Source organism: Herbidospora mongoliensis, from assembly GCF_001570545.1.
GTDB lineage: Bacteria > Actinomycetota > Actinomycetes > Streptosporangiales > Streptosporangiaceae > Herbidospora > Herbidospora mongoliensis.
Genome location: NZ_BBXD01000010.1, coordinates 271,673 through 291,371 on the forward strand (window position 1 = coordinate 271,673; position 19,699 = coordinate 291,371).

Genomic DNA, 19,699 nt, shown 5'->3' on the forward strand with positions numbered 1-19,699 from the left:
TCACAGCGCGAGCCACTGCCGGCCTTCGGCCGTCAGCGTCTCGCTTCAGGCGGCGACATTGGCGGCGCGGCCGGCGGTGACGGCGTCGGCGAGCTGGGCGACCATGCGGGTCGTGCGGTCCCAGCCGACGCAGGCGTCGGTCACGCTCTGGCCGAAGGTCAGCTGCTCGGTCTCGCCCAGGACGAGGTCCTGCCGCCCCGAGGCCAGGAAGCTCTCGACCATCAGACCGGCGATGCCGCCCTCACCCGCGGCGATGCGGCGGGCGACCTCGGCGACGACGACGGGCTGGCGTTCGTGGTCCTTGCCGCTGTTGCCGTGACTGGCGTCGATGACGAGCCGTTTCGGCAGGCCCGCGCCGCCGAGGGCGTCGAGGGTCCTGGCGACGTCGAGCGGGCCGTAGTTCGGGCCTTCCGCGCCGCCGCGCAGCACGATGTGGCAGTCGGGGTTGCCGCTGGTCTCGATGACCGAGGCCAGGCCGTCGTCGTCGATGCCGGGGAACACGTGGCCCTGGGAGGCGCAGACGATCGCGTCGATGGCGTCGCCGACCGCGCCGGTGGTCGTGTTCTTCATGCCGACCGGCATCTCCAGGCCACTCGTCAGCGCCCGGTGCGTCTGGCTCTGCACGGTCCTGGCGCCGATCGCGCCCCAGCTGACCAGGTCGGACAGGTAGCGGGCCACGGTCGGGTCGAGAAACTCGCAACCCGTGGGCAGGCCGAGCTCCAGCACCTTCGTCAGCAGCTCGCGCGACAGGCGCAGGCCCTCGTTGACGTCGTGGGAGCCGTTCAGGTGCGGGTCGCTGACCAGGCCCTTCCAGCCCAGCCGGGTGCGCGGCTTCTCCACGTACACCCGCATGACCAGCAGCAGCGTGTCGGAGACCTCCTCGGCCAGGTGGGCGAGGCGCTCGGCGTAGGTCAGGCAGGCGTCGGCGTCGTGCACCGAGCACGGGCCCGTGACGACCAGCAGCCGGTCGTCGGTGCCGTCGAGCACCCGGGAGATCTCGTGCCGGCTGCTGAGCAGGGTCTGGGTGGCCAGATCGCTCACCGGGACGGTGGCGCGCAGTTCGGCCGGGGTGAGCAGCGGCTCGACCGCGGCGATGCGGGGGTTCACCGGACGCATTGCGTGTCCTCCCTGGTAAGCACTGCTGCGGAGAAGGTGAAGCCCATGCCGGTGCCGAGCACCAGCACCGAGGCCCCGGGCGCGATCAGGTCGTCGCGGATCAGGTGGTGCAGCGCATAGAGCCCGTCGGCCGGGCCGAGATGGCCGGTGGACAGGCCCAGCTCCAGCAGCGTGTTCCTCGGCGTGAAGCCGTCGAACGGCCGGATGAAGCTGTCCTGGTAGAGGGCCCGCCCGACGAAGGGCGCGACGAACCAGTCGATCTCATCGAGGCTCTTGCCGGCGTCGTCGAGCGCCCGGGTGACCACGCTGTGGGTCCGGTCGGCCGAGCGCCGCCGCACGTCCTTCAGCGACAGGCCGCTGTGGGCCAGGAACGACCGGGTCCGGTTCCGCATGTCGGCTCCCGGCTGGGGCGCGGAGCGGAATGGTTCGTCCCCCCGCGACAGACCCTCGAGCGTGGCGTCGGTCTCCGACACCAGGCTGCGGAGCCGGAGCCGCCCGCTGCTTCTGGTCAGTACGGCCGCCGCCGCGCCGTCCCCGAACACCATGCCGGGCGACAGGTACCACCGGTCGGCGGGCGGCGCGAACCGGTCGGCGACGGTGATCAGCGCCGAGGGGACCTCGGGCCGGGCGGTGAGCATGTTCGCCGCGATCTCCAGGCTGCCCAGCGACCCGTTGGAGGCCGCCTGGACCGACATCGGCATGCCGCGCAGATCGGTGCCGAGGAGTTCCCCGGCGATCCAGCAGGCGGCCGGCCACATGTCGACGCCCTGGAAGTGGCTGTGGCTGTGCAGGTAGAAGGTGTCGGGGTCGAGCACGGCGCCGCCGTCCTCGGCCGACTTGATCGCGCGGCGCCCGGCGGAGACCGCCATCTCGGGCGGGGCCTGCCGCGACATGGAGACCGAGACCTGCCCGGTGCTCTTCGCGGCGTCGGCGGAGTAGTCGCCACAGGCGACGGCCCGCTCGACCGGGACCCGTTCGCCGAGCGTGCCGCCGGTTCCGGCGACCCATATGTCATCGAACCGCATCGCTCGGGATCCTCTCTGTGTTGTAGGCGTGTAACCAGGCCACGTGGTCGTGCAGGTCCTGTTCGGACAGCCCGGCCAGCATGGAGTTCCGGTTCCGGGCGGCGTCGCCCGCGGGGTGGTAGAGCTGCTCGCCGAGCCACCGGGCGGCGCGCGTCGCCTTCGCGGTGCGCTCCCGCCGCAGCTCGGCGTAGGTGTCGAGGTCGGGGAAGACCCCGCCGAGCACGACCGCGTCCTCGAGAGCCGTGCAGGCGCCCTGGGCGGCGTACTGAAGCATCGGATGCGCCGCGTCGCCCAGCAGGGCCACGCGGCCATCGGTCCAGGTGTTCACCGGATCGCGGTCGCAGAGGACCCAGGTCCGCCACTCGTCGCCGAGCGCGAGCAGAGCTCGGGCGGTGTCGCTCAGATCGGGAAACTCGTTCTGTACGTGGTCTCGCGCGACCGGTTCCCCCGCGACCTCCCGGGTGGCTCCGTCGTCGCGGGTGGCGGCCAGATTGAGGAACGCGCCCCCGCCGATCGGATAGTGCACGAAGTGCCACTTGGGCCCGGCCCACAGGGTGACGACGTTCCACCGCAGCTCTTCGGGGACCCGGTCCATCGGGATGACCGACCGGTAGATCGTGTGACCGGAGACGCGCGGTCTCCCATCACCGACCATCCGCGCCCTGACCGCGGAGCGGATGCCATCGGCACCGATCAGGAAGTCGGCCTCGAAGGGGCCGTCTTCCGTCAGGGCGAGGACCTTGCCGGGGGCCTGTCCGCAGCCGGTGACGCCATGGTCCTGCGACAGTTCGTAGCCGGTGACGGCCTGGCCCGGCAGCAGCTCGATCCGGCTGTCGGCGCGGCAGGCGTCCAGCAACGGCTGGTAGAGGTCGCCCCGGGCGACGACGGCGTAGGGGTTGCCGAAGCGTTCCCGGTAGGTCCCCGTGAGGGGCAGCCCGGCGACGCGGTGGCCGGTGGTGCCGTCCATGAAGCGCAGTTCGTCGATGAAGACCGCGCGCTCGCGCACCTGGTCGCCGACGCCCAGCAGATCGAGGGCGCGGAACGCGTTGGGCGCGAGCTGGATCCCGGCGCCGAGTTCGGCGAACCGGTCACCGCGTTCGAGCACGGTCACGCGATTGCCTTCTCGGGCGATCGAGAGAGCGGCCGCCAGGCCGCCGATCCCGCCGCCGGCGATCAGTGTGTTCGCCATGTCCGTCCTTTCGCTGTTACCGCTTACAACGCTATGGCGGTAACCACAGGCAAACAATGGCACGGTGATTAGGGCTCCTTATGTAAATAAAAGGCCGGCCTCCTTATGCGGAGACCGGCCTTTTCGGAGTTTTCTCAGGCGTTGACCTTCTCCGGTTCGGCGACCGGCGTCTCGGTCTTGCGCGCCGGCAGGACCGCCGCCGCGATCAGCGCGATCAGCACCGACAGGACCGTGCTGATCCCGAACGCGACGTGGTAGCTGCCGATGTTCTGCGGGTCGGTGCTGGGCACCGCCGCCGTCACGGCGATGGCCAGCAGCAGCCCGACCCCGAGCTGGCGCAGCGAGTTGTACAGACCGCTGGCCAGGCCCATCCGGGGCCCGTCGACCCCGGTCGTGGCGGCCACCGCGGTGGAGATCATCATGACCGTCACGCCGAGCCCGATCAGGACGCCGCCGGGCAGCACGTGCAGCCAGTAGCTCCCGCCCACGGGGATCGTGAGCAGCCAGGCGGAACCGGCGGTCAGGAAGGCGGCGCCGCCGATGAGCACGGGCCGGGGCCCGATGCGGCCGGTCAGGTCGGCCACGAACTTCGCGGCCAGGATGGTGACGACGGCCTGCGGGAAGAACGCGATGCCCGTCTGGATGGCGGAGTAGCCGAGGCCGTGCTGCATGTAGAGGGTCAGGAAGTAGGTCGAGATCGACATGACGCCGCCCGACAGGAACGCGATCGAGTCACCCGCGACGACGCCGCGGATCTTGAAGATGGAGAGCGGCACCAGCGGGTTGGCCGACTTCGTCTGGAGGACGAAGAACGCGATGAGCAGCACCACGGCCCCGGCCAGCGGGTAGATGACGCCGGGCGCCGACCAGCCGTGGTCGGTGGCGGTGGTGAGGGCGTAGGTCAGCGCGCACATCCCGGCCGTGACCAGGATCGCGCCGGGGATGTCGATCTTCCGGCCGTGGCCGGTGACGTGGTCGGCGTCCAGGCGCTTGATCGCCCGAAGCACCAGCGCGACGCCGACGGGGACGTTCACGAACATGACCGCCCGCCAGCCGAACAGCTCGGTCAGGATGCCGCCGAAGAGCACACCGCCGGTGAACCCGGCCGAGGCGACCGCGCCGAAGATGCCCATGGCCTTCGCGCGCTCTTTGCCCTCGGGGTAGCCCGCCGCGATCAGCGCCAGCACGGCCGGCGAGACCGCCGCCGCCGACAGGCCCTGCAGGGCGCGGGCCACGATGAGCATGATCGGCTCGGTCGCGATCCCACCCACTAATGAGGCGGCCGTGAAGACGACCAGGCCGCCCACGAACATCCTCTTGCGTCCCACGATGTCGCCGAGCCGCCCGCCGATCAGCAGGAACCCGCCGAAGAACAACGCGTACGCGCCGACGACCCACTGCAGGGCGCTGTCGGTGAAACCTAGATCCTGCTGAATGGAGGGCAATGCGACGTTGACGATCGCAAAGTCCAGAACCAGCACGAACTGGGCCATACACAGCAATGCCAGGGCCGGCTTCCGGTTCTCCTGGAACATGGTCTTTCCTCCTCTTGCTTGATTGTTACCAGTGAAATCCGTTTACTGGTAAGTATGAAAGGTCAGCCGGGAGACAGGGAGATCGCGCCGGGGCCGCTGGCGCTGGTTCAGTCGTTCGTGAACAGCGTCAATGTGGAGTTCGGGCCCGACGAGTTCGCGACGACCGAGGGGGTCGGGCGCTGGCTCGGCCGCAACGGGTTCGCCGTGGAAGGAGTCGGCGAGCTCGACCGGCGCGATGCCGTCACTCTGCGGGAGGCGCTGCGTGCCGTCCTGCGGGAGAACAACGGCTCCGCCCCCGATCGGGAGGCGCGGCTGACCATCGACCACGTCGCCCGCGACTGCCCGCTGGTGCTGTCGGGCCAGACCTTGAGCCTGCGCCCGGCGATGGTGGATCTGAGAGGGGTCTTCGCGACCGTCTTGGCCGCTGTGGCCGGAGCGGTCGCCGATGGTTCGTGGTCCCGGCTGAAGGCCTGCCACGAGCATCGATGTGAATGGGCCTTCTACGACCGCTCCCGCAACCGGGGCAGCCGCTGGTGCTCGATGGCCGTGTGCGGCACCCGAGCGAAGATGCGGACCTACCGCAGTGGAGCAGTCGGCCGCGTGGAGAGCTGACCGGCGAGGCTTCGACGCGACCGTCGAGGTCACGGCACCACCTCTCGATACGAGAGCCGTCGAGATCATGGTGCGGCCTCCCGTCCGAGGAGCTGACGGGCGACCACGAGCTTCGTCGCCGCGGCGGTGCCGTCGGCCAACTGCAGGCCGATGACGTCTCTGAACCGCTGGGCCACCGGGCCGTCCTCCGACCAGCCGACGTGGCCCATCGTGAGGAGCGACTGGTGGACGGCCTCCATGGCGGCCTTCGGGGCCCACCACTTGGCCATGTTCGCGGGCAGGCGCGGGTCGCGTCCGGCGTCGGCGGCGGCCAGGGCCTCATAGGAGACCAGGCGGGCCGCGTGCAGCATCGTCGCGTGCTCGACCAGTGGGAACGCGACCGACTGGAACCTGCCGATCGGCTGCCCGAAGGCCTCCCGCAGTCCGGCGTAGGCGATGGCCTCGTCCAGGGCGGCCTTGCCGACGGCGATGGCCATCAGCGAGATCAGCGCCCGGGACACCCCGAAGCCGCGCATGACCTCCACGAATCCGGCGCCGGGCCGGCCGACCAGGTCCTCGTCGGCGACCCGCAGGCCGTCGAGGGTGAACCGGCCGCGACCGCCGGACCGGCAGCCCAGGTCGGAGTGCAGTTCCCGGCGCACGCCGTGCATCGGGGTGTAGAAGGCGCTGATCCCGCGCGCGCCGGACTCGCCGGTGCGGGCGAACAGGAGGCCGTGGGTGGCGTAGGCGGTGGCCATGATGGAGGTCTTCTCGCCGGTCAGCCGCCAGCCGTCGCGATCGTGTTCGGCGGTGGCCTCGATGGCCGCCGCGTCTGTCCCGTGGCCGGACTCGGTGAGGCCGAGGGCGACGATGGACGTACCGGAGGCGATCCCGGGAAGCCAGCGGGCCAGCTGCGACGGGGTTCCGTTCGCGGCCAGCACGCCGCCGACCAGTGCCGCGTTGAGCACGGGATAGCAGACCGACAGGTCGGCCGCCGCGAGCTCTTCGAGGACGATGCCGGCGCTGACCGCGTCGAGCCCCTGGCCGCCGAACTCCTCGGGGACACGGATCGAGAAGAGACCCTCGGCCGCCATCTCGGTGAGCAGGCCCGGACGATATTCGCCCCGCCGGTCGCTCTCGGCCCGGAAGGGCGCGATGCGGTCGGCGGCGAACTCGCGGACCCGTTTGGCCAGCGTCTCCTGCTGGGGTGTGAAGTCGGTGTTCATCGCAGCCCCTCTCGCAGGGCGAATTTCTGGATCTTTCCGGACGGCGTGCGCGGCAACGACCCGACGATCTCCAGCCGTTCCGGCCAGTACTGCTTGGCCATCCCGAGCCCGGCCAGATGAACCCGCAGGTCGTCGAGGCTGAGCGTCTTCGACGCGACCATCACCGCGCAGGCCCGCTCGCCGAGCCGCGCGTCGGGGTAGCCGACGACCGCGACGTCGCTGATGGAGGAGTGCCGGAGCAGGGCGTTCTCGACCTCGACGACCGGGATGTTCTCGGCGCCGCGCATGATGACGTCCTTCACCCGGCCGATGATCCGGATCCCGCCGTACCCGTCGTCACGCGCCAGATCGCCGGTGTCGAACCAGCCGTCGACGGTGAGGCACGCCTGGTAGACGTGGTCGCGCCGGAAGTAGCCGAGGCACTGCGACGCGCCGCGCACCTGGAGCCTGCCGTCCGCGGCGATCCGCACCTCCATGCCGGGCACGGCCGTCCCGTCGCTCTCGGCGGCCCGCATCGGCGGGTCCTCCGGCCGGGTGATGGTGACGCAGCCGTTTTCCGTCATGCCCCACAGGGCGTAGAGACGGCAGCCGAGCACGTCGCGGGAGCGTTCGACCAGGTAGGGCGCGATGGGCGCGCTGCCGGTCGCGAAGGTCTCCAGCGCGGACAGATCTCGGGGATCTTCGGCCTGGGTCTCGATGAGGTCGGACAGGAAGGTCGGGGCGCCCATGAAGAAGGTCACCCGGCTCTCCTGGAGGATGTCGAGCATCCGCCCGGCGTCCCACGACTCGACGTGGATCGCGGTGCCGCCGAGCAGCAGCGGCATGATCAGGTTCCAGGTGAAGCCGGCCTGGTGGGTCGTCGGCGACCCCATGGCCGTGACGACGTCGGCGGTCAGGTGGAGGACGTCGGCCTGCGCCCGGTTCATCGCGTAGAGGGTGTTGTGGCTGTGGACGACGCCCTTCGGCTCCCCGGTCGTCCCGGAGGTGAACGCCACCTGCGCGGGGTCGTCGGGACCCGACTCGGTGACTCCCGCGAGGTCGGTCTCCGGAAGGGACAGTTCCTCGATGAAGAGGGTGTGGCGCAGGTGGGGCGCGTCCACGGAGGCGATCATTTCCCGGTACGAGAACCCGCGGAACTCCTCCCGCGCGATGTAGACGGGGCTCTCGGTCAGGTTCAGCATGAACTGGACCTCACGCCGCCGCATGATCGGCACGATGGGACCGGGGATCGCCCCGATCCGGTAGCACGCCAGGATCAACGCGACGAGCTGCCACGAGTTGGGCAGCTGCAACGTCACGACCTGGCCCTTCGTCACACCGAGGCGGTGCAGCAGGGTGGCCGTGCGGTCGACGCGGTCGAGCAGGTCGCCGTAAGTGAGTTCGACGGCCGTGTCGTCCTGATGGCAGACCAGGGCGAGTTTGCCCGCCGGGTGGCCCCGGAGGTCGTCGAGGATGGTCACGTCGCGGGTCATCGCAGGTCCCTCCGGAGGGCTGTGCGGACTTTCGCCGCGACCGCGGCTGAGGTGACGCCACCGCGCTCGGCGAGATACCGCTGCCCGCCGGAGACGGGGACGAACGCGTCCGGCATCGCAACCCGGAGCACCAGGCTCGGGGTGATCTCGGCGAGCGATTCGGCCACGGCGGATCCGAATCCGGCGTTCCGCCAGTGCTCCTCGACGGTGACGACCACGCCGGAGCGCTGGGCGTGGGCGGCGATCGTGGCGACGTCCAGGGGCTTGACGGTGTGGACGTTGAGCACCGACGCGCTGATGCCCTCCTCTTCGAGGGCGTCGGCGGCGTCGAGGGCGGCGATCACCGGGTACGGCCCGCAGGCCGCCAGCGTCACGTCGGTACCGTCTCTGAGCACCTGGGCCCGGCCGAGCTCGACCGGCGGGGCGTCGGGGAGCTCGGGGGTCGCGTTGCGGCCGAGCCGCAGGTAGACCGGGCCGTCGACGCGGAGCGACTGCCGGAACAGGGTCCCGGTCTGCGGGCCGTCGGCCGGCACGACCACGGTCATGTTGGGCAGGGTCCGCATCACGGCCAGGTCTTCCAGCGCGTGGTGGGTCGGGCCGAGGTGCCCGGCGGAGACGCCCGAATGGGTCGCGGCGATCCGCACCGGCAGGTTGTTGAGGGCGATGTCGATCTTCACGGCCTCGTTGGCGCGCGACGACGCGAACGCCGCCATGGTGTTGACCAGCGGCATCCGGCCCGACTTGGCGAGGCCGGCGGCCGCGCCCATCAGCGTGTGCTCGGCGATGCCGAGGTTCACGTAGCGCTCGGGGAAGGCGGTCTTGTCGAAGAGCCCGGTGTCGGAGTCGAGGCAGACGAGCCGCTCGTCCTGGGGAAGCAGTTCCAGGACGGCTTCCCGATAGACCTCACGAGATGACGCGGTCATGAGCCGGCCCCCTTTCGCAGTGCGGCGAGGGCCTTGGCGTGCTGGCGTTCGCCGAGCTTGGCGTAGTGGCTGCGGGGCTGGTCCTCGACGAACGGGATGCCCTTGCCCTTCACGGTGTGGGCGATCACGACCGTCGGTTTGCCCGGTACCGGGGGCTCGCTCAGCGCGGTCTCGAGTTCTTCTATTGAGTGGCCGTCGACCTCTCGTACGGACCAACCGAAGGCCGACCAGCGATCGGCCAGAGGTTCGAGGGCGTCGATCGTCTCGGTCGCGCCGGTGATCTGGAGCCGGTTCCGGTCGACGACGGCGACGATGCCGTCGAGTCGCTGGGCGGCGGCCACCGAGGCGGCCTCCCAGACGGACCCCTCCTGGAGTTCACCGTCGCCCATGACGACGAAACAGCGCCGGTCCGTGCCGTCGAGCCGGAACCCGAGCGCGAACCCGACCGCCAGTGCCAGCCCGTGGCCGAGAGACCCGGAGGGCATCTCGACGCCGGGGATCTCGGCGTGCGGGTGGGCCATGAACTCGCTGCCCGGCTGGGCGTATTCGTCGAGTCGGGTCGCCGGGAAGAACCCCGCCTCGGTCAGCGCGGCGTAGAGGGCCAGCCCGCCGTGCCCCTTGCTGAGCAGCAGCACGTCCCGTGACGGATCGGCGGGCCGCAGCGGATCGACGCGTAGCACCCGCGTGTAGAGGGTCGCGAGGATCTCGGCGAGCGACATCGAGCCGCCCAGGTGGCCGCCCTCCGCGCTCGCGCACAGGTTGACGATGTGCTCCCTGATCCGGGCGGCGGTCTCGGCCGCCGTGCCCGGCGGGGCACCGATGGTGGTGGTCATCCGGGTCTCCTAAAGGGGGTGCCGGCTGGGTTTGAGCGCGGGCCTGGTTCGGGGGCGGCCCAATTCGGGGGCGGCCTAGTTGGGGTGCAGTCCGACGAATTCCAGGCCCTCGCGTTCGGGGCGGCCGTGGCGGATGTTCATGCACTGCACGGCGTTTCCGGCGCCGCCCTTGACGAGGTTGTCGAGGGCCGCGATCACGGTGACCGTGGTCGAGCCGGTGTCGAGGGCGAAGCCGACGTCGCAGAAGTTCGAGCCGGAGAGGATCTTGGCGTCCGGGAACCGGTGCAGGCCGCGCCTATGGGCGACCACGCGCACGAAGTGCTCGTCGGCGTAGCGGTCGCGGTAGGCCGAGCGGATCTCGCGCTCCTCGGTGCCTTCGGTCAGGGCCGCCGCGCAGACCAGCTGCACGCCGCGCACCGCCTCGATCCCGGTGGCCCGCATGCGGACCGGCAGGCCGGTGGCCTGCGAGATCTCCGCCTCGTGGCGGTGCCGGGTCGGCGCGAAGACGCGCAGGGCGCCGCTGCGTTCGGCGTGCAGGTTCTCGGCCCCGGCGGTCGCGCCGGCGCCGCTGGAACCCGTGCGGGCGTCCACGGAGATCTCGCCGTGGATGAGCCCGGCCTCGGCCAGCGGGGTCAGCGCCAGGATGCCGGCGTTGGCCATGCACCCGGGCACGCTGATGCGGCCGGCCTTCTGGAGTTCCGCGCGGTGCAGTTCCGGTACGCCCGTCGTGAAGCTCCCGATCAGGTCGGGGGTCACGTGGTCGACGCCGTAGTAGTCGGCGTAGACCTTGGGATCGTTGAGCCGGAAGTCGCCGGACAGGTCGATCACGGTCGCGGCCAGCCCGAGATACTCGGGCATCCGCCGCATCGTCTCGCGGTGCGGGGTGGCCAGGAACAGCACGTCATAGGGGCCGTCCTGGTCGAGCTCCTCTTCGGAGACGAAGGACAGCCGGGTGCGGCCCCGCAGGTTGGGGTGGGCGCCGTCGATCAGCCGGCCGCGGAGCCGCCGCGAGGTGGCGGCCGTCAGTTCGGCCGAGGGGTGCCCGGTGAGGATGCGCAGGAGTTCGCCGCCGATGTAGCCGGCGCCTCCCACGACCGCGCAACGGATCATGCCTCGGCCCTCGCCATCGCGTAGGAGGCGATGACGTCGGCGACGTCGATCTCGTGGGCCTCCTGGAACCCGCGGAACTCGACCCGGTCGTTGACCTCCAGCACCGTCAGGCGCCCGTCGTCGTCTTCGAGCAGGTCGACCCCGGCGATCTCGGCGCCCACCGCCTCGGCGGCGGCCACGGCGAGTTTCGCGTGGACGTTGGTCAGCTCGCACCGGATGGAGAGGGCGCCCCGGGCGACGTTGGTGCGCCATTCGTCACCGCGCCGGTAGGTCGCGCCCAGCGCCTCGCCGCCGACGACCAGCACCCGGATGTCCCGGTCGGCCTTCTCGACGAGTTCCTGCACGTAGATGATGTGCTGCTGGGGCGAGGGCAGCGCCGCGACGTGTTCGAGGATGCCCACGGCGGTGGCCCGGTCGGGGATCGCGGTGACGAGCCGTCCCCACGAGCCGACCAGCGGTTTGACGACCGCCGGATAGCCGATCTGGTCGAGGGCGTCGAAGGCCGCCTCCGGCGTCATGGCCAGCGCGGTGCGGGGGGTCGGCAGGCCCTTGGCCATGAGCGCCGAAGTCGTCAGCCACTTGTCGCCGCTGACGTGGGTGGCGGCGGCGGTGTTCAGCACCGCCGCCCCCGCCGACTCCAGCGCACTGGCGGCGTAGAGGGCCCGGTAGTGGCCGATCTCCCGGTTGAGCACCACTTTCTCGTTGAAGTGGGCTTCGTCGGTGACGACCAGAGACCGGGGATCGAGGTGGACGAACGACACGCCGCGCCGGTCGAGCGCGGCCATGATCTGCTTCTCCTCGAACCGCACCCGTGACGCGAGCACGGCGAGACGGGCATCGGTGGTCATTACTCTCCCCAGTCCTCTTCGACCTCGGGCGCGACCGTCAGGGACGGCGGCGCGACGGAGGCGATCTCCAGCTCGCTGCGGCAGTCGAGGCACTCGACGATCTCGCTCACCCGGGCGTCGGATTCGAGGGAGACCTGCGCCGCGCACTCGGGACACTCGGGGGCGTTCACAACCTTCTGCATGGCTCGTCCCTTTGTCGTCGGGGAAATTTCGGCGTTTCAACCGTAACCAGAATCGGCGCTGAACCGCCAATAAGGGTTGCCGATCGAAGTGAATTCCCGCGCTTATCGGGGGTCATATAAACAGGTGATTGCCGCCGCATAAGCGCTGCTACTTGTTTGGCCGAAGAAATTTCTCAACGGCGAAATTAGGCTCGGTGGGAGTCGTATATCTCTAGGAGGGCTCATGCGAGCGATCGCCCTGCAAGATGCCCCGGCCCCTGTGTCACAGGGAGGGTCGCCGGGGGAGCGGTTCGCCGCCGAGGTGGCGGCCGGGGCCCGTGAGGTCCCGTTCGACCTGCACCTGCCGGCCGCGTTCCCGCTGTTCGCGTCCCGGCCGCGCTACACCGTCCGGCACCTGCTGAAAACAGCGGATGTCTCCGACGGCGCGGTCTCTTACGTCCACGAACCCGTGAAGGGCCGGCTGGAGAGCGCCGGAACCGCTTATGGCGCCACCCCGGAGGCCGCGTTCGCGCCCCGGTTGATGAAAGCGCCGCTGACCGATCTCTCCGTCGAAGTTCCGCTCCCCGACGGCGTCGCCGCCGATCCGGCGTTGCTCGCCGCTTATGTGGACTACCGGGTTCTCGTACGTCTCTCCGTCGTCGAGAACGAATCCCTGCTGCACGGCACGTCCGACGGCGCCATCACCGGCCTGCTCGGCCTGCCGGGCAGCCGCTCGGCCGAGAGCCACGACGACCTGGCGACCACGGTCACCCGGGCCGCCGGGGAGATCGAGGAGACCGGCGGATCGTGCGACGGCGTGGTGGCGCACCCGGAGACGTACTGGAAGATGGTCCGCGACGACCTGCTGGTCAGGTTCCAGAACGCCGGGATCACCGTCTCGCGGACCCGGATGATGCCCAAGGACACCCTGCTCATGGGTGACTTCCGGGCCGCCTGCACGCTGCTCATGCCGGGCGTCGCCTCGATCGCGCTGGTTCCCGGCGCGGTCAGGGCCGTCTCGCGGATCGGGCTCGCGGTGCACCTGCCGCAGCACCTGATGGCGGTGAAATGGCATGGGTGAGCCCCGCGTCCTCTACATCACCGGCTGGCTGCGCAGCGGCAGCACGATGCTCGGCAACGTCCTGGGCGAACTGCCCGGCGTGCTGCACGTCGGCGAGCTGCACTACCTGTGGCAGAACGGCATCCTGAAGGCCGGCACCAACTCGACCTGCGGCTGCGGCGCCGACGTCACCGCGTGTGAGCTGTGGTCGAAGGTCATCACCTCGTCAGAGGGCGAGGCGCGGCTGATGACCCTCCAGCAGCGGGCGCTGCTGCGCACCCGCCACACGCGCGACCGGATCGCCGAGTCGACCGGAAGAACAGTGACGGCTCCGGGAGTGGCCGAAGCGGTCGGCCGTACCGCCGAGGTCTATCGGACCCTCGCCGCGCACGGCGGCGAGCGTCTCATCGTCGACGGCTCGAAGTTCCCGGCCGAGGCCGCCGCCCTGCTGGGCCGCGCCGACCTCGACGTGAAGGTGCTGCACATGGTGCGCGACCCGCGCGCGACCGCGTTCTCCTACGCGAAGGCCAAGGACTACATCGACCCGATGAGCCCGGCCCGCAGCAGCGGCTTCTGGACCGGCTTCAACGTCGCATCGGAACTCTCCGCCCACGCCGCCCCCGACCGCTATCTGCGGGTTCGCCATGAAGACCTGTGCCGTGATCCGCGCGGCACCCTCGCCCGGGTGCTCGCCTTCGCCGGCCTCGACGACGAACCGCCCGCCGACGCGGACGGCAACGTCGTGCTGAGCGTGAACCACACGGTCACCGGCAACCCCGACCGGCTGTCGGCCGGTCCGGCGCGCATCCGCGCCGACGAACGCTGGCGCACGGGCCTGTCCGCCCACGCCCGCGCCGCCGCCACCGGCCCCGCGCTTCCACTGCTGGGCAGGTACGGCTACCCGATTCTGACCTGAGGGGACAAATCCCATGGATCTGCGCCTGAAGGGGCGTGTCGCCCTGGTGGCCTGCTCCAGCAGCGGCCTCGGCCTGGGCGTCGCCAAGGCCCTGGCCGCCGAGGGGGCCAGCGTCGCCATCTGCGGACGCGACCCCGACAAACTCGCCCGCGCCCACGTCGAGGTGAGCGCGATGGGCGACGGCGACGTGCTGAGCGTCCCGGTCGACCTGTGCGACGAGAACGCCGCCGCCGCCTGGGTCCGCGACACCGCGGCCACTCTCGGCGGCATCGACATCGTGGTGACGAACTCGGGCGGCGTGCCGTTCGGCCCGGTCGACGCGTTCGGCGTGGCCGACTACCGCGCGGCGCTCGACGCCAACCTGATCCCGCACATCGCGCTGACCCTGGCCGCGCTGCCCTACGTCAAGAAGGACGGCTGGGGCCGGCTGCTGATGATCGCCTCCGAGTCGGTCAAGCAGCCCCACCCCGAGAGCGGCCTGTCGTCAGTGGCCCGGCTGGGCCTGCTCGGCTACATGAAGGGCCTGGTCGGAGCGCTGGGCGCGAGCGGCGTGACCGTGAACGTGCTGGCCCCCGGCTTCCACCGGACCCCGATCCTCGACCAGCAGTTCGGCTCCTCCATCGACGAGGAGCTGGTGAAGGTCGCTCAGCGGATCCCGCTGGGACGGGTCGGCGACGTCGACGACTTCGGCGCGCTGGCCGCCTTCCTCGTCAGCGACCAGGCGTCCTACGTCACCGGGACGGTCTTCGTGGCCGACGGCGGCAACACCAGAGGAGTGTGAAATCGTGTCTGTGCTCGGTGAGGTCGCCACGACCCATACCGCGGCCCTCTACGTCATCAAGATCGGCAGCGCGAGCCTCGCCCACGAGACGGTCTTCGACGAAGTGGCCCGCCTGCGCGGCCGCGGCGCGAAGATCCTCCTGGTGGCGGGCGGCGCGGCCGGCATCTCCGCCCACTACGAGGCCATCGGCCGTCCGGTGCGGAGTCTCGCCCTGAAGAACGGCTCCACGGCGCGCTACTGCCCGCCGGCGGAGATGGACCACATCGTGGCCGCCTACGAGCGGGTCACCCTGCCACGGGTGCGTGAGGCGCTGACCTCGCGCGGCCTGACCTGCTTCACCTCGACCGCCCAGGCGGGCTCGCTGGTGACCGCGGACCTCAACCCGCCGCTGAGAGCCCGGCTGACCGGGCCTGAGCTGACCGGACCTGAGCTGAACGGCGGTGCCTCGGCCTCCGAGAGCCGATCCGTGATCGTCAGGGATCACCGGGCGGGGACCGTGTCCGAGGTCGCGACCGAGTGCCTGACGCAGTTGCTCGACGCGTTCGACGTCGTCTGCGTGGCGCCTCCGGCCGCCGCCTCCGACGGCGGTTCGCCGCTGAACATCGACGCCGACGTGCTGGCCGCCGAACTGGCCAACGCGCTCGACGCCGACCATCTGCGGCTGGTCACCGGGACGCCGGGCCTGCTGGCCGACCCCTCCTCCGACATTTCGGGAATTCCGGATATCGGTCGAGGGGAGGGGCTCCGCTACGCCCAGGGCCGCATGCGGCAGAAGGTGCGCGCGGCCGAGATCGCCCTCGACGGGAACGCCGACGTGGCCATCACCGGCCCGCACTCGCTGGAGGTCGGCACCCGGTTCTGGCGGGCGGACGTCCCCGCCGACGACCTGACCCTGCTGACCCGGGCCGTGGAGATCTCCTCGGTCTCCCGGGACGAGCGGGAGCTGGCCGAATACCTGGTCTCGTGGTGCCACGAGCGTGACATCGACGCCGAAGTCGACGAAGCCGGGAATTTCGTGGCATCGAAGGGTTCGGGCCGTCACCGTCTCCTCATGCTCGGCCACCTCGACACCGTCCCGCACCGATGGCCCGTCCAGTGGGATGACGGCACCATCTCCGGCCGGGGCTGCGTCGACGCCAAGGGCAGCCTGGTCGCCTACCTGGAGACCCTGCACGACCTCGACGTCCCGCCGGACGTGCAGATCCGCGTGGTCGGCGCGGTCGAGGAGGAGATCACCTCGGCGGGCGCGTTCTTCGTCCGCGACCACTACAAGGCGGATGCCGTCATCATCGGAGAGCCCTCGGGCGCGGGCGCGCTGACCATCGGCTACTACGGCCTGCTGAAAGTCCGGATCGGCGTCGCCGACCCCGTCGGGCACACGGCGGGTCAGGGCGTCACCACGGCGGCCGACCAGATGGTCGACGTGCTGGCCCGGATCCGCTCGGGTCTGACGGAAGAGGGCCCCGACGCCCTGCTGGCCGTGCTCGGCATCCACGCCGTCAACGGCGGCGACGTGCAGCTCGGGGAGGCGGTCCTGGACGTCCGGGTGCCGTCGAACCTGGCCCTGGACGACCTCGTCGGGCTCATCCGCGACGTCGCCCAGCCCGTCGAGGTCGAGGTGCTCCGGGCCACCCCCGGACACGTCACCGCGCGGACGAGCCCGCTGGTCAAGGCGTTCTCGCGGGCCTTCCGGGCCGAAGGAGTCGTCAGCCGGTTCCTGGCCAAGAAGGGGTCCAGCGACATGAACACCCTGGCCACGACGTGGCAGGGGGTGCCGATGGTCGCCTACGGCCCCGGCGACGCCAAGCTCGACCACACCCCGCACGAGCACCTGGAGGCCGCGGAGTATCGGCAGGCCCGCAGTGTCCTGTCGCGCGCGCTCGCCGAATGGATCGCCGCCGAGAGCCAGACCGTCCGGAGGGCCGCATGATGCCAACCCTGGAGATAGGCGCCACCACCCACCTGAAGGTGCTGGAGGCCGAGGCCGCCCACATCTTCCGCGAGACCGCCGGCGAGTTCGAGCGGCCGGTGCTGCTCTTCTCGGGCGGCAAGGACTCCATCGTCATGCTGCACCTGGCGTTGAAGGCGTTCGCCCCCGCGCCGCTGCCGTTCCCGCTCCTGCACGTCGACACGGGCCACAACTTCCCCGAGGTCATCGCGTTCCGTGACCGGGTGACGAGTGACCTTCGACTGGAGGTCGCCTCGGTGCAGGAGTACATCGACCGGGGCGCGCTGCCGGACGTACCGGAGCGAAACGGCCTGCAGACCACGCCCCTGCTGGACGCCATCGAAAGCGGGTCCCACGACGCCGTCTTCGGCGGCGGCCGGCGCGACGAGGAGAAGGCCCGCGCCAAGGAACGGGTGTTCTCCCTGCGGGACGAGTTCGGCGCCTGGGACCCCCGCCGCCAGCGGCCGGAGCTCTGGAACCTCTACAACGGCCGCCACGTGCCGGGCGAGCATGTCCGGGTCTTCCCGCTGTCCAACTGGACCGAGCTGGACGTCTGGCAGTACATCGCGGCCGAGGACATCGCCCTCCCGCCGATCTACTACGCGCACGAACGCGACGTGTTCGACCGTCGCGGGATGTGGCTCTGCCCCGGTTCGTGGGGCGGCCATTCCGAACCTCTTCAGCGGAAGACCGTCCGCTACCGCACGGTCGGCGACATGTCCTGCACCGGCGCCGTCGAGTCGACCGCCCGCACTCCGCTGGAGGTGATCGAGGAGATCGCGGCCTCGCGCATCACCGAACGCGGCGCGACCCGGGCCGACGACCGGCTGGCCGAGGCCGCCATGGAGGACCGCAAACGAGAAGGGTATTTCTGATGTCCACGCTGCTCAGGCTGGCCACCGCCGGTTCCGTCGACGACGGCAAGTCCACTCTGGTCGGACGTCTCCTGCACGACTCCAAGTCGGTGATGTCCGACCAGCTCTCGCAGATCGCCTCGCCCAGTGACCTGGCGCTGCTGACCGACGGGCTGCGGGCCGAACGGGAACAGGGCATCACCATCGACGTGGCCTACCGCTACTTCGCCACGCCCCGCCGCCGGTTCATCCTGGCCGACACCCCGGGCCACGTGCAGTACACCCGGAACATGGTCACCGGCGCCTCGACGGCCTCGCTGGTCGTCCTCGTGGTCGACGCCCGCAACGGCGTGACCGAGCAGACCAGACGGCACGCCGCCGTCTCGGGGCTCCTGCGGGTGCCCCACCTGGTGCTCGCGGTCAACAAGATGGACCTGGTCGACTGGTCGGAGGAGGTCTTCGCCGCCGTCGCCGACTCCCTCGACTACCCCGGCGAGGTCACGGCCATCCCGATCTCGGCGCTGACCGGCGACAACGTGGTCTCGCCCTCGGCCCACATGGACTGGCACACCGGCCCGACCATCATGGAGTTCCTCGAAACGGTCGAGGCCGCCGAAGACCCGACCGGACTCCCGGCCCGCCTTCCCGTCCAGTACGTCATCAAGACGCGCGGCCGCCGCGCCTACGCCGGCCAGCTGACCGGCGGCATCCTGCACGTGGGGGAGAAGGTGACCGTCCAGCCGGGCGGCCACACGACCACCGTCGCCGGCATCGACGTGCTGGGCGACCCGGTGACGACGGCCTGGGCCCCGCAGTCGATCGCGGTCCGCCTGACCGACGACCTGGACGTCTCACGCGGCTGCCTCATCTCCCCGGCGGCCACGGCCCCCGCGGTGACCCGCGACCTGCACGCCACGGTCTGCCACCTGCACGAGAAGGACCTGCGGGTCGGCGAAAAGATCCTGGTGAAACACACGACCCGGACGGTCCAGGCGGTCGTCTCGTCGATCGAGCCGGGCGACTCGCTCGGCATCAACGACATCGGCGACGTGGTCGTCCGCACCGCCGCAGACCTGGCCGTCGACGACTACGCCGACAGCCGCACGACGGGCGCCTGCCTGCTGATCGACCCCGCCGACGGCGCCACCCGCTCGGCCGGAATGATCTCAGTCACCTGAGACGGCGAAGCGGACGCCGGTGAGGCGCTCACTGAGGGTCCACAGGGACGCGCCCTCCGCCAGGTCGTCGGCGCCCTTGGGCAGCGCGACGGGCTTCGGCGTCCCGGCGGTCTGGTCCGTGCCGGCGGGCCCGATGAACTGGCCGTTGCGCACGGCGGGGTTGGTGGCGGCGTAGAGCGAGGGCCAGGCCGCGCCCTCGGGTGAGCCCATCAGGAAACGCCGGGCGGCGGCCAGGACGAGCCGGTTCAGGACCCCCGCGCCGTGCCGCTGGAGGTTGGTGACCGCCGAGCCGGGGTGGACGACGATCGCCTGGATGCCGGTTCCGGCCAGGCGCCGGGCAAGTTCCACGGTGAAGACGACGTTGGCGCGCTTGGACTTGGCGTAGGCGGTCATCGCGCCGTAGCTCCGCTCGCTCATCAGGTCGTCGAGCCGGCCGGAGCGCCAGGTGGCCGCGATCGCGCTGACGGTGACGACGCGGGCCGCGGGGGAGCGGCGCAGGGCGGGCATGAGGCCGGCGGTGAGGGCGAAGTGGCCGAGGTGGTTGGTGCCGAAGGTCAGCTCGAAGCCGTCGCTCGTGGTGCGCCGCTCGGGCACGTTCATGATGCCCGCGTTGTTGACCAGCAGGTCGATCGTCTCGGTCGCCGCCACCCGGGCGGTGGCCGCCTGGATCGAGGCGAGGCTGCCGAGGTCGACCACGACGGTGTCGAGGCGCGCATGGGGCTGGCCCGCGCGGAGTCCGGCCACGGCCTCGTCGAGTCTGGCCTGGCTGCGGCCCGCGAGGATGACACGGGCGCCGTGCGCGGCGAGCACCCGGGCGGTCTCGAGCCCGATGCCGCTGTTGCCGCCGGTGATGAACGCGGTGCGGCCGCTCTGGTCGGCGATCTCCGCCGGGGTCCAGCGGGGGATGGTCATGGTCATGATCCCGCCTCCAAT

19 protein-coding genes are annotated in these 19,699 nt (G+C 70.9%); 7 read left to right on the top strand and 12 right to left on the bottom strand.

Going from position 1 to position 19,699, the window contains the following annotated elements:
• Window positions 1-45: 45 nt before the first annotated feature.
• From AW272_RS10060 to AW272_RS10075, 4 genes are all read right to left on the bottom strand, one after another.
• A complete protein-coding gene (locus AW272_RS10060; protein ID WP_066362987.1) occupies window positions 46-1,116 on the bottom strand; it encodes a 3-deoxy-7-phosphoheptulonate synthase in 1,071 nt (356 codons plus the stop codon).
• A complete protein-coding gene (locus tag AW272_RS10065; protein ID WP_066362988.1) occupies window positions 1,104-2,141 on the bottom strand; it encodes a ketoacyl-ACP synthase III family protein in 1,038 nt (345 codons plus the stop codon). Before AW272_RS10065 ends, AW272_RS10060 begins: the two co-directional genes overlap by 13 nt.
• Window positions 2,128-3,330 (bottom strand): FAD-dependent monooxygenase, encoded by a 1,203-nt coding sequence (locus tag AW272_RS10070; RefSeq protein WP_066362990.1) that lies wholly within the window; start codon window positions 3,328-3,330, stop codon window positions 2,128-2,130. Before AW272_RS10070 ends, AW272_RS10065 begins: the two co-directional genes overlap by 14 nt.
• Window positions 3,331-3,464: 134 nt before the next feature.
• Window positions 3,465-4,865, bottom strand: coding sequence for an MFS transporter (locus AW272_RS10075; RefSeq protein WP_066362992.1), 1,401 nt, complete (start codon window positions 4,863-4,865; stop codon window positions 3,465-3,467).
• A 54-nt stretch (window positions 4,866-4,919) separates the two neighbouring features.
• Between AW272_RS10075 and AW272_RS10080 the strand changes: the two genes are divergently transcribed.
• Entirely contained in the window at window positions 4,920-5,477 is a 558-nt protein-coding gene (locus AW272_RS10080; protein WP_066362993.1) for a CGNR zinc finger domain-containing protein, read from the top strand.
• A 65-nt stretch (window positions 5,478-5,542) separates the two neighbouring features.
• Here AW272_RS10080 and AW272_RS10085 read toward each other — a convergent pair whose 3' ends face one another.
• From AW272_RS10085 to lysW, 7 genes are all read right to left on the bottom strand, one after another.
• Complete coding sequence (locus tag AW272_RS10085; RefSeq protein WP_066362997.1) at window positions 5,543-6,682, bottom strand: acyl-CoA dehydrogenase family protein; 1,140 nt, start codon at window positions 6,680-6,682, stop codon at window positions 5,543-5,545.
• Window positions 6,679-8,154: an AMP-binding protein gene (locus AW272_RS10090; RefSeq protein WP_066362998.1), complete on the bottom strand. Its 1,476-nt coding sequence runs from the start codon at window positions 8,152-8,154 to the stop codon at window positions 6,679-6,681. The genes AW272_RS10085 and AW272_RS10090 overlap by 4 nt, the downstream gene beginning before the upstream one ends.
• Window positions 8,151-9,077 carry a transketolase family protein gene (locus tag AW272_RS10095; RefSeq protein ID WP_066363000.1) on the bottom strand — a complete coding sequence of 309 codons (927 nt, stop codon included), beginning with the start codon at window positions 9,075-9,077 and terminating at the stop codon, window positions 8,151-8,153. Before AW272_RS10095 ends, AW272_RS10090 begins: the two co-directional genes overlap by 4 nt.
• Entirely contained in the window at window positions 9,074-9,910 is an 837-nt protein-coding gene (locus AW272_RS10100) for a transketolase (RefSeq protein ID WP_066363002.1), read from the bottom strand. The genes AW272_RS10095 and AW272_RS10100 overlap by 4 nt, the downstream gene beginning before the upstream one ends.
• 75 nt (window positions 9,911-9,985) lie before the next feature.
• Window positions 9,986-11,020 (bottom strand): N-acetyl-gamma-glutamyl-phosphate reductase, encoded by a 1,035-nt coding sequence (gene argC, locus AW272_RS10105; protein ID WP_066363005.1) that lies wholly within the window; start codon window positions 11,018-11,020, stop codon window positions 9,986-9,988.
• A complete protein-coding gene (locus AW272_RS10110) occupies window positions 11,017-11,868 on the bottom strand; it encodes a RimK family alpha-L-glutamate ligase (protein WP_066363007.1) in 852 nt (283 codons plus the stop codon). Before AW272_RS10110 ends, argC begins: the two co-directional genes overlap by 4 nt.
• Window positions 11,868-12,050 (bottom strand): lysine biosynthesis protein LysW, encoded by a 183-nt coding sequence (gene lysW, locus AW272_RS10115; RefSeq protein WP_066363009.1) that lies wholly within the window; start codon window positions 12,048-12,050, stop codon window positions 11,868-11,870. The genes AW272_RS10110 and lysW overlap by 1 nt, the downstream gene beginning before the upstream one ends.
• Before the next feature lie 223 nt (window positions 12,051-12,273).
• Between lysW and AW272_RS10120 the strand changes: the two genes are divergently transcribed.
• Genes AW272_RS10120 through AW272_RS10145 form a run of 6 tightly spaced genes read left to right on the top strand, consistent with a single transcriptional unit; the run spans window position 12,274 to window position 18,766 of the window.
• Window positions 12,274-13,110: a family 3 encapsulin nanocompartment shell protein gene (locus AW272_RS10120; RefSeq protein WP_218010835.1), complete on the top strand. Its 837-nt coding sequence runs from the start codon at window positions 12,274-12,276 to the stop codon at window positions 13,108-13,110.
• Complete coding sequence (locus AW272_RS10125; protein ID WP_066363010.1) at window positions 13,103-14,005, top strand: sulfotransferase family protein; 903 nt, start codon at window positions 13,103-13,105, stop codon at window positions 14,003-14,005. Before AW272_RS10120 ends, AW272_RS10125 begins: the two co-directional genes overlap by 8 nt.
• Window positions 14,006-14,018: 13 nt before the next feature.
• Window positions 14,019-14,786: an SDR family NAD(P)-dependent oxidoreductase gene (locus tag AW272_RS10130; RefSeq protein WP_066363012.1), complete on the top strand. Its 768-nt coding sequence runs from the start codon at window positions 14,019-14,021 to the stop codon at window positions 14,784-14,786.
• Between the two features lie 4 nt (window positions 14,787-14,790).
• Complete coding sequence (locus tag AW272_RS10135) at window positions 14,791-16,716, top strand: M20/M25/M40 family metallo-hydrolase (RefSeq protein ID WP_245657383.1); 1,926 nt, start codon at window positions 14,791-14,793, stop codon at window positions 16,714-16,716.
• The gene (gene cysD / locus AW272_RS10140) at window positions 16,713-17,609 is read left to right on the top strand and encodes a sulfate adenylyltransferase subunit CysD (RefSeq protein ID WP_066363015.1); all 897 of its coding nucleotides are present in this window, start codon (window positions 16,713-16,715) and stop codon (window positions 17,607-17,609) included. The genes AW272_RS10135 and cysD overlap by 4 nt, the downstream gene beginning before the upstream one ends.
• Window positions 17,606-18,766: a sulfate adenylyltransferase subunit 1 gene (locus AW272_RS10145; protein WP_218010855.1), complete on the top strand. Its 1,161-nt coding sequence runs from the start codon at window positions 17,606-17,608 to the stop codon at window positions 18,764-18,766. The genes cysD and AW272_RS10145 overlap by 4 nt, the downstream gene beginning before the upstream one ends.
• Here AW272_RS10145 and AW272_RS10150 read toward each other — a convergent pair.
• The gene (locus AW272_RS10150) at window positions 18,755-19,684 is read right to left on the bottom strand and encodes an oxidoreductase (protein WP_157518459.1); all 930 of its coding nucleotides are present in this window, start codon (window positions 19,682-19,684) and stop codon (window positions 18,755-18,757) included. The two genes, AW272_RS10145 and AW272_RS10150, sit on opposite strands and share 12 nt — an antisense overlap.
• Window positions 19,685-19,699 lie beyond the last annotated feature (15 nt).

Bases quoted from the DNA above. Each gene is read 5' to 3' on its own strand.
- AW272_RS10080 (WP_066362993.1), top strand. From the start codon at position 4,920: ATGAAAGGTCAGCCGGGAGACAGGGAGATCGCGCCGGGGCCGCTGGCG.
- cysD (WP_066363015.1), top strand. From the start codon at position 16,713: ATGATGCCAACCCTGGAGATAGGCGCCACCACCCACCTGAAGGTGCTG.
- argC (WP_066363005.1), bottom strand. From the start codon at position 11,020: ATGATCCGTTGCGCGGTCGTGGGAGGCGCCGGCTACATCGGCGGCGAA.
- AW272_RS10125 (WP_066363010.1), top strand. From the start codon at position 13,103: ATGGGTGAGCCCCGCGTCCTCTACATCACCGGCTGGCTGCGCAGCGGC.
- AW272_RS10085 (WP_066362997.1), bottom strand. From the start codon at position 6,682: ATGAACACCGACTTCACACCCCAGCAGGAGACGCTGGCCAAACGGGTC.
- AW272_RS10070 (WP_066362990.1), bottom strand. From the start codon at position 3,330: ATGGCGAACACACTGATCGCCGGCGGCGGGATCGGCGGCCTGGCGGCC.
- lysW (WP_066363009.1), bottom strand. From the start codon at position 12,050: ATGCAGAAGGTTGTGAACGCCCCCGAGTGTCCCGAGTGCGCGGCGCAG.
- AW272_RS10110 (WP_066363007.1), bottom strand. From the start codon at position 11,868: ATGACCACCGATGCCCGTCTCGCCGTGCTCGCGTCACGGGTGCGGTTC.
- AW272_RS10150 (WP_157518459.1), bottom strand. From the start codon at position 19,684: ATGACCATGACCATCCCCCGCTGGACCCCGGCGGAGATCGCCGACCAG.
- AW272_RS10130 (WP_066363012.1), top strand. From the start codon at position 14,019: ATGGATCTGCGCCTGAAGGGGCGTGTCGCCCTGGTGGCCTGCTCCAGC.
- AW272_RS10075 (WP_066362992.1), bottom strand. From the start codon at position 4,865: ATGTTCCAGGAGAACCGGAAGCCGGCCCTGGCATTGCTGTGTATGGCC.
- AW272_RS10095 (WP_066363000.1), bottom strand. From the start codon at position 9,077: ATGACCGCGTCATCTCGTGAGGTCTATCGGGAAGCCGTCCTGGAACTG.
- AW272_RS10060 (WP_066362987.1), bottom strand. From the start codon at position 1,116: ATGCGTCCGGTGAACCCCCGCATCGCCGCGGTCGAGCCGCTGCTCACC.
- AW272_RS10100 (WP_066363002.1), bottom strand. From the start codon at position 9,910: ATGACCACCACCATCGGTGCCCCGCCGGGCACGGCGGCCGAGACCGCC.
- AW272_RS10065 (WP_066362988.1), bottom strand. From the start codon at position 2,141: ATGCGGTTCGATGACATATGGGTCGCCGGAACCGGCGGCACGCTCGGC.
- AW272_RS10120 (WP_218010835.1), top strand. From the start codon at position 12,274: ATGCGAGCGATCGCCCTGCAAGATGCCCCGGCCCCTGTGTCACAGGGA.
- AW272_RS10090 (WP_066362998.1), bottom strand. From the start codon at position 8,154: ATGACCCGCGACGTGACCATCCTCGACGACCTCCGGGGCCACCCGGCG.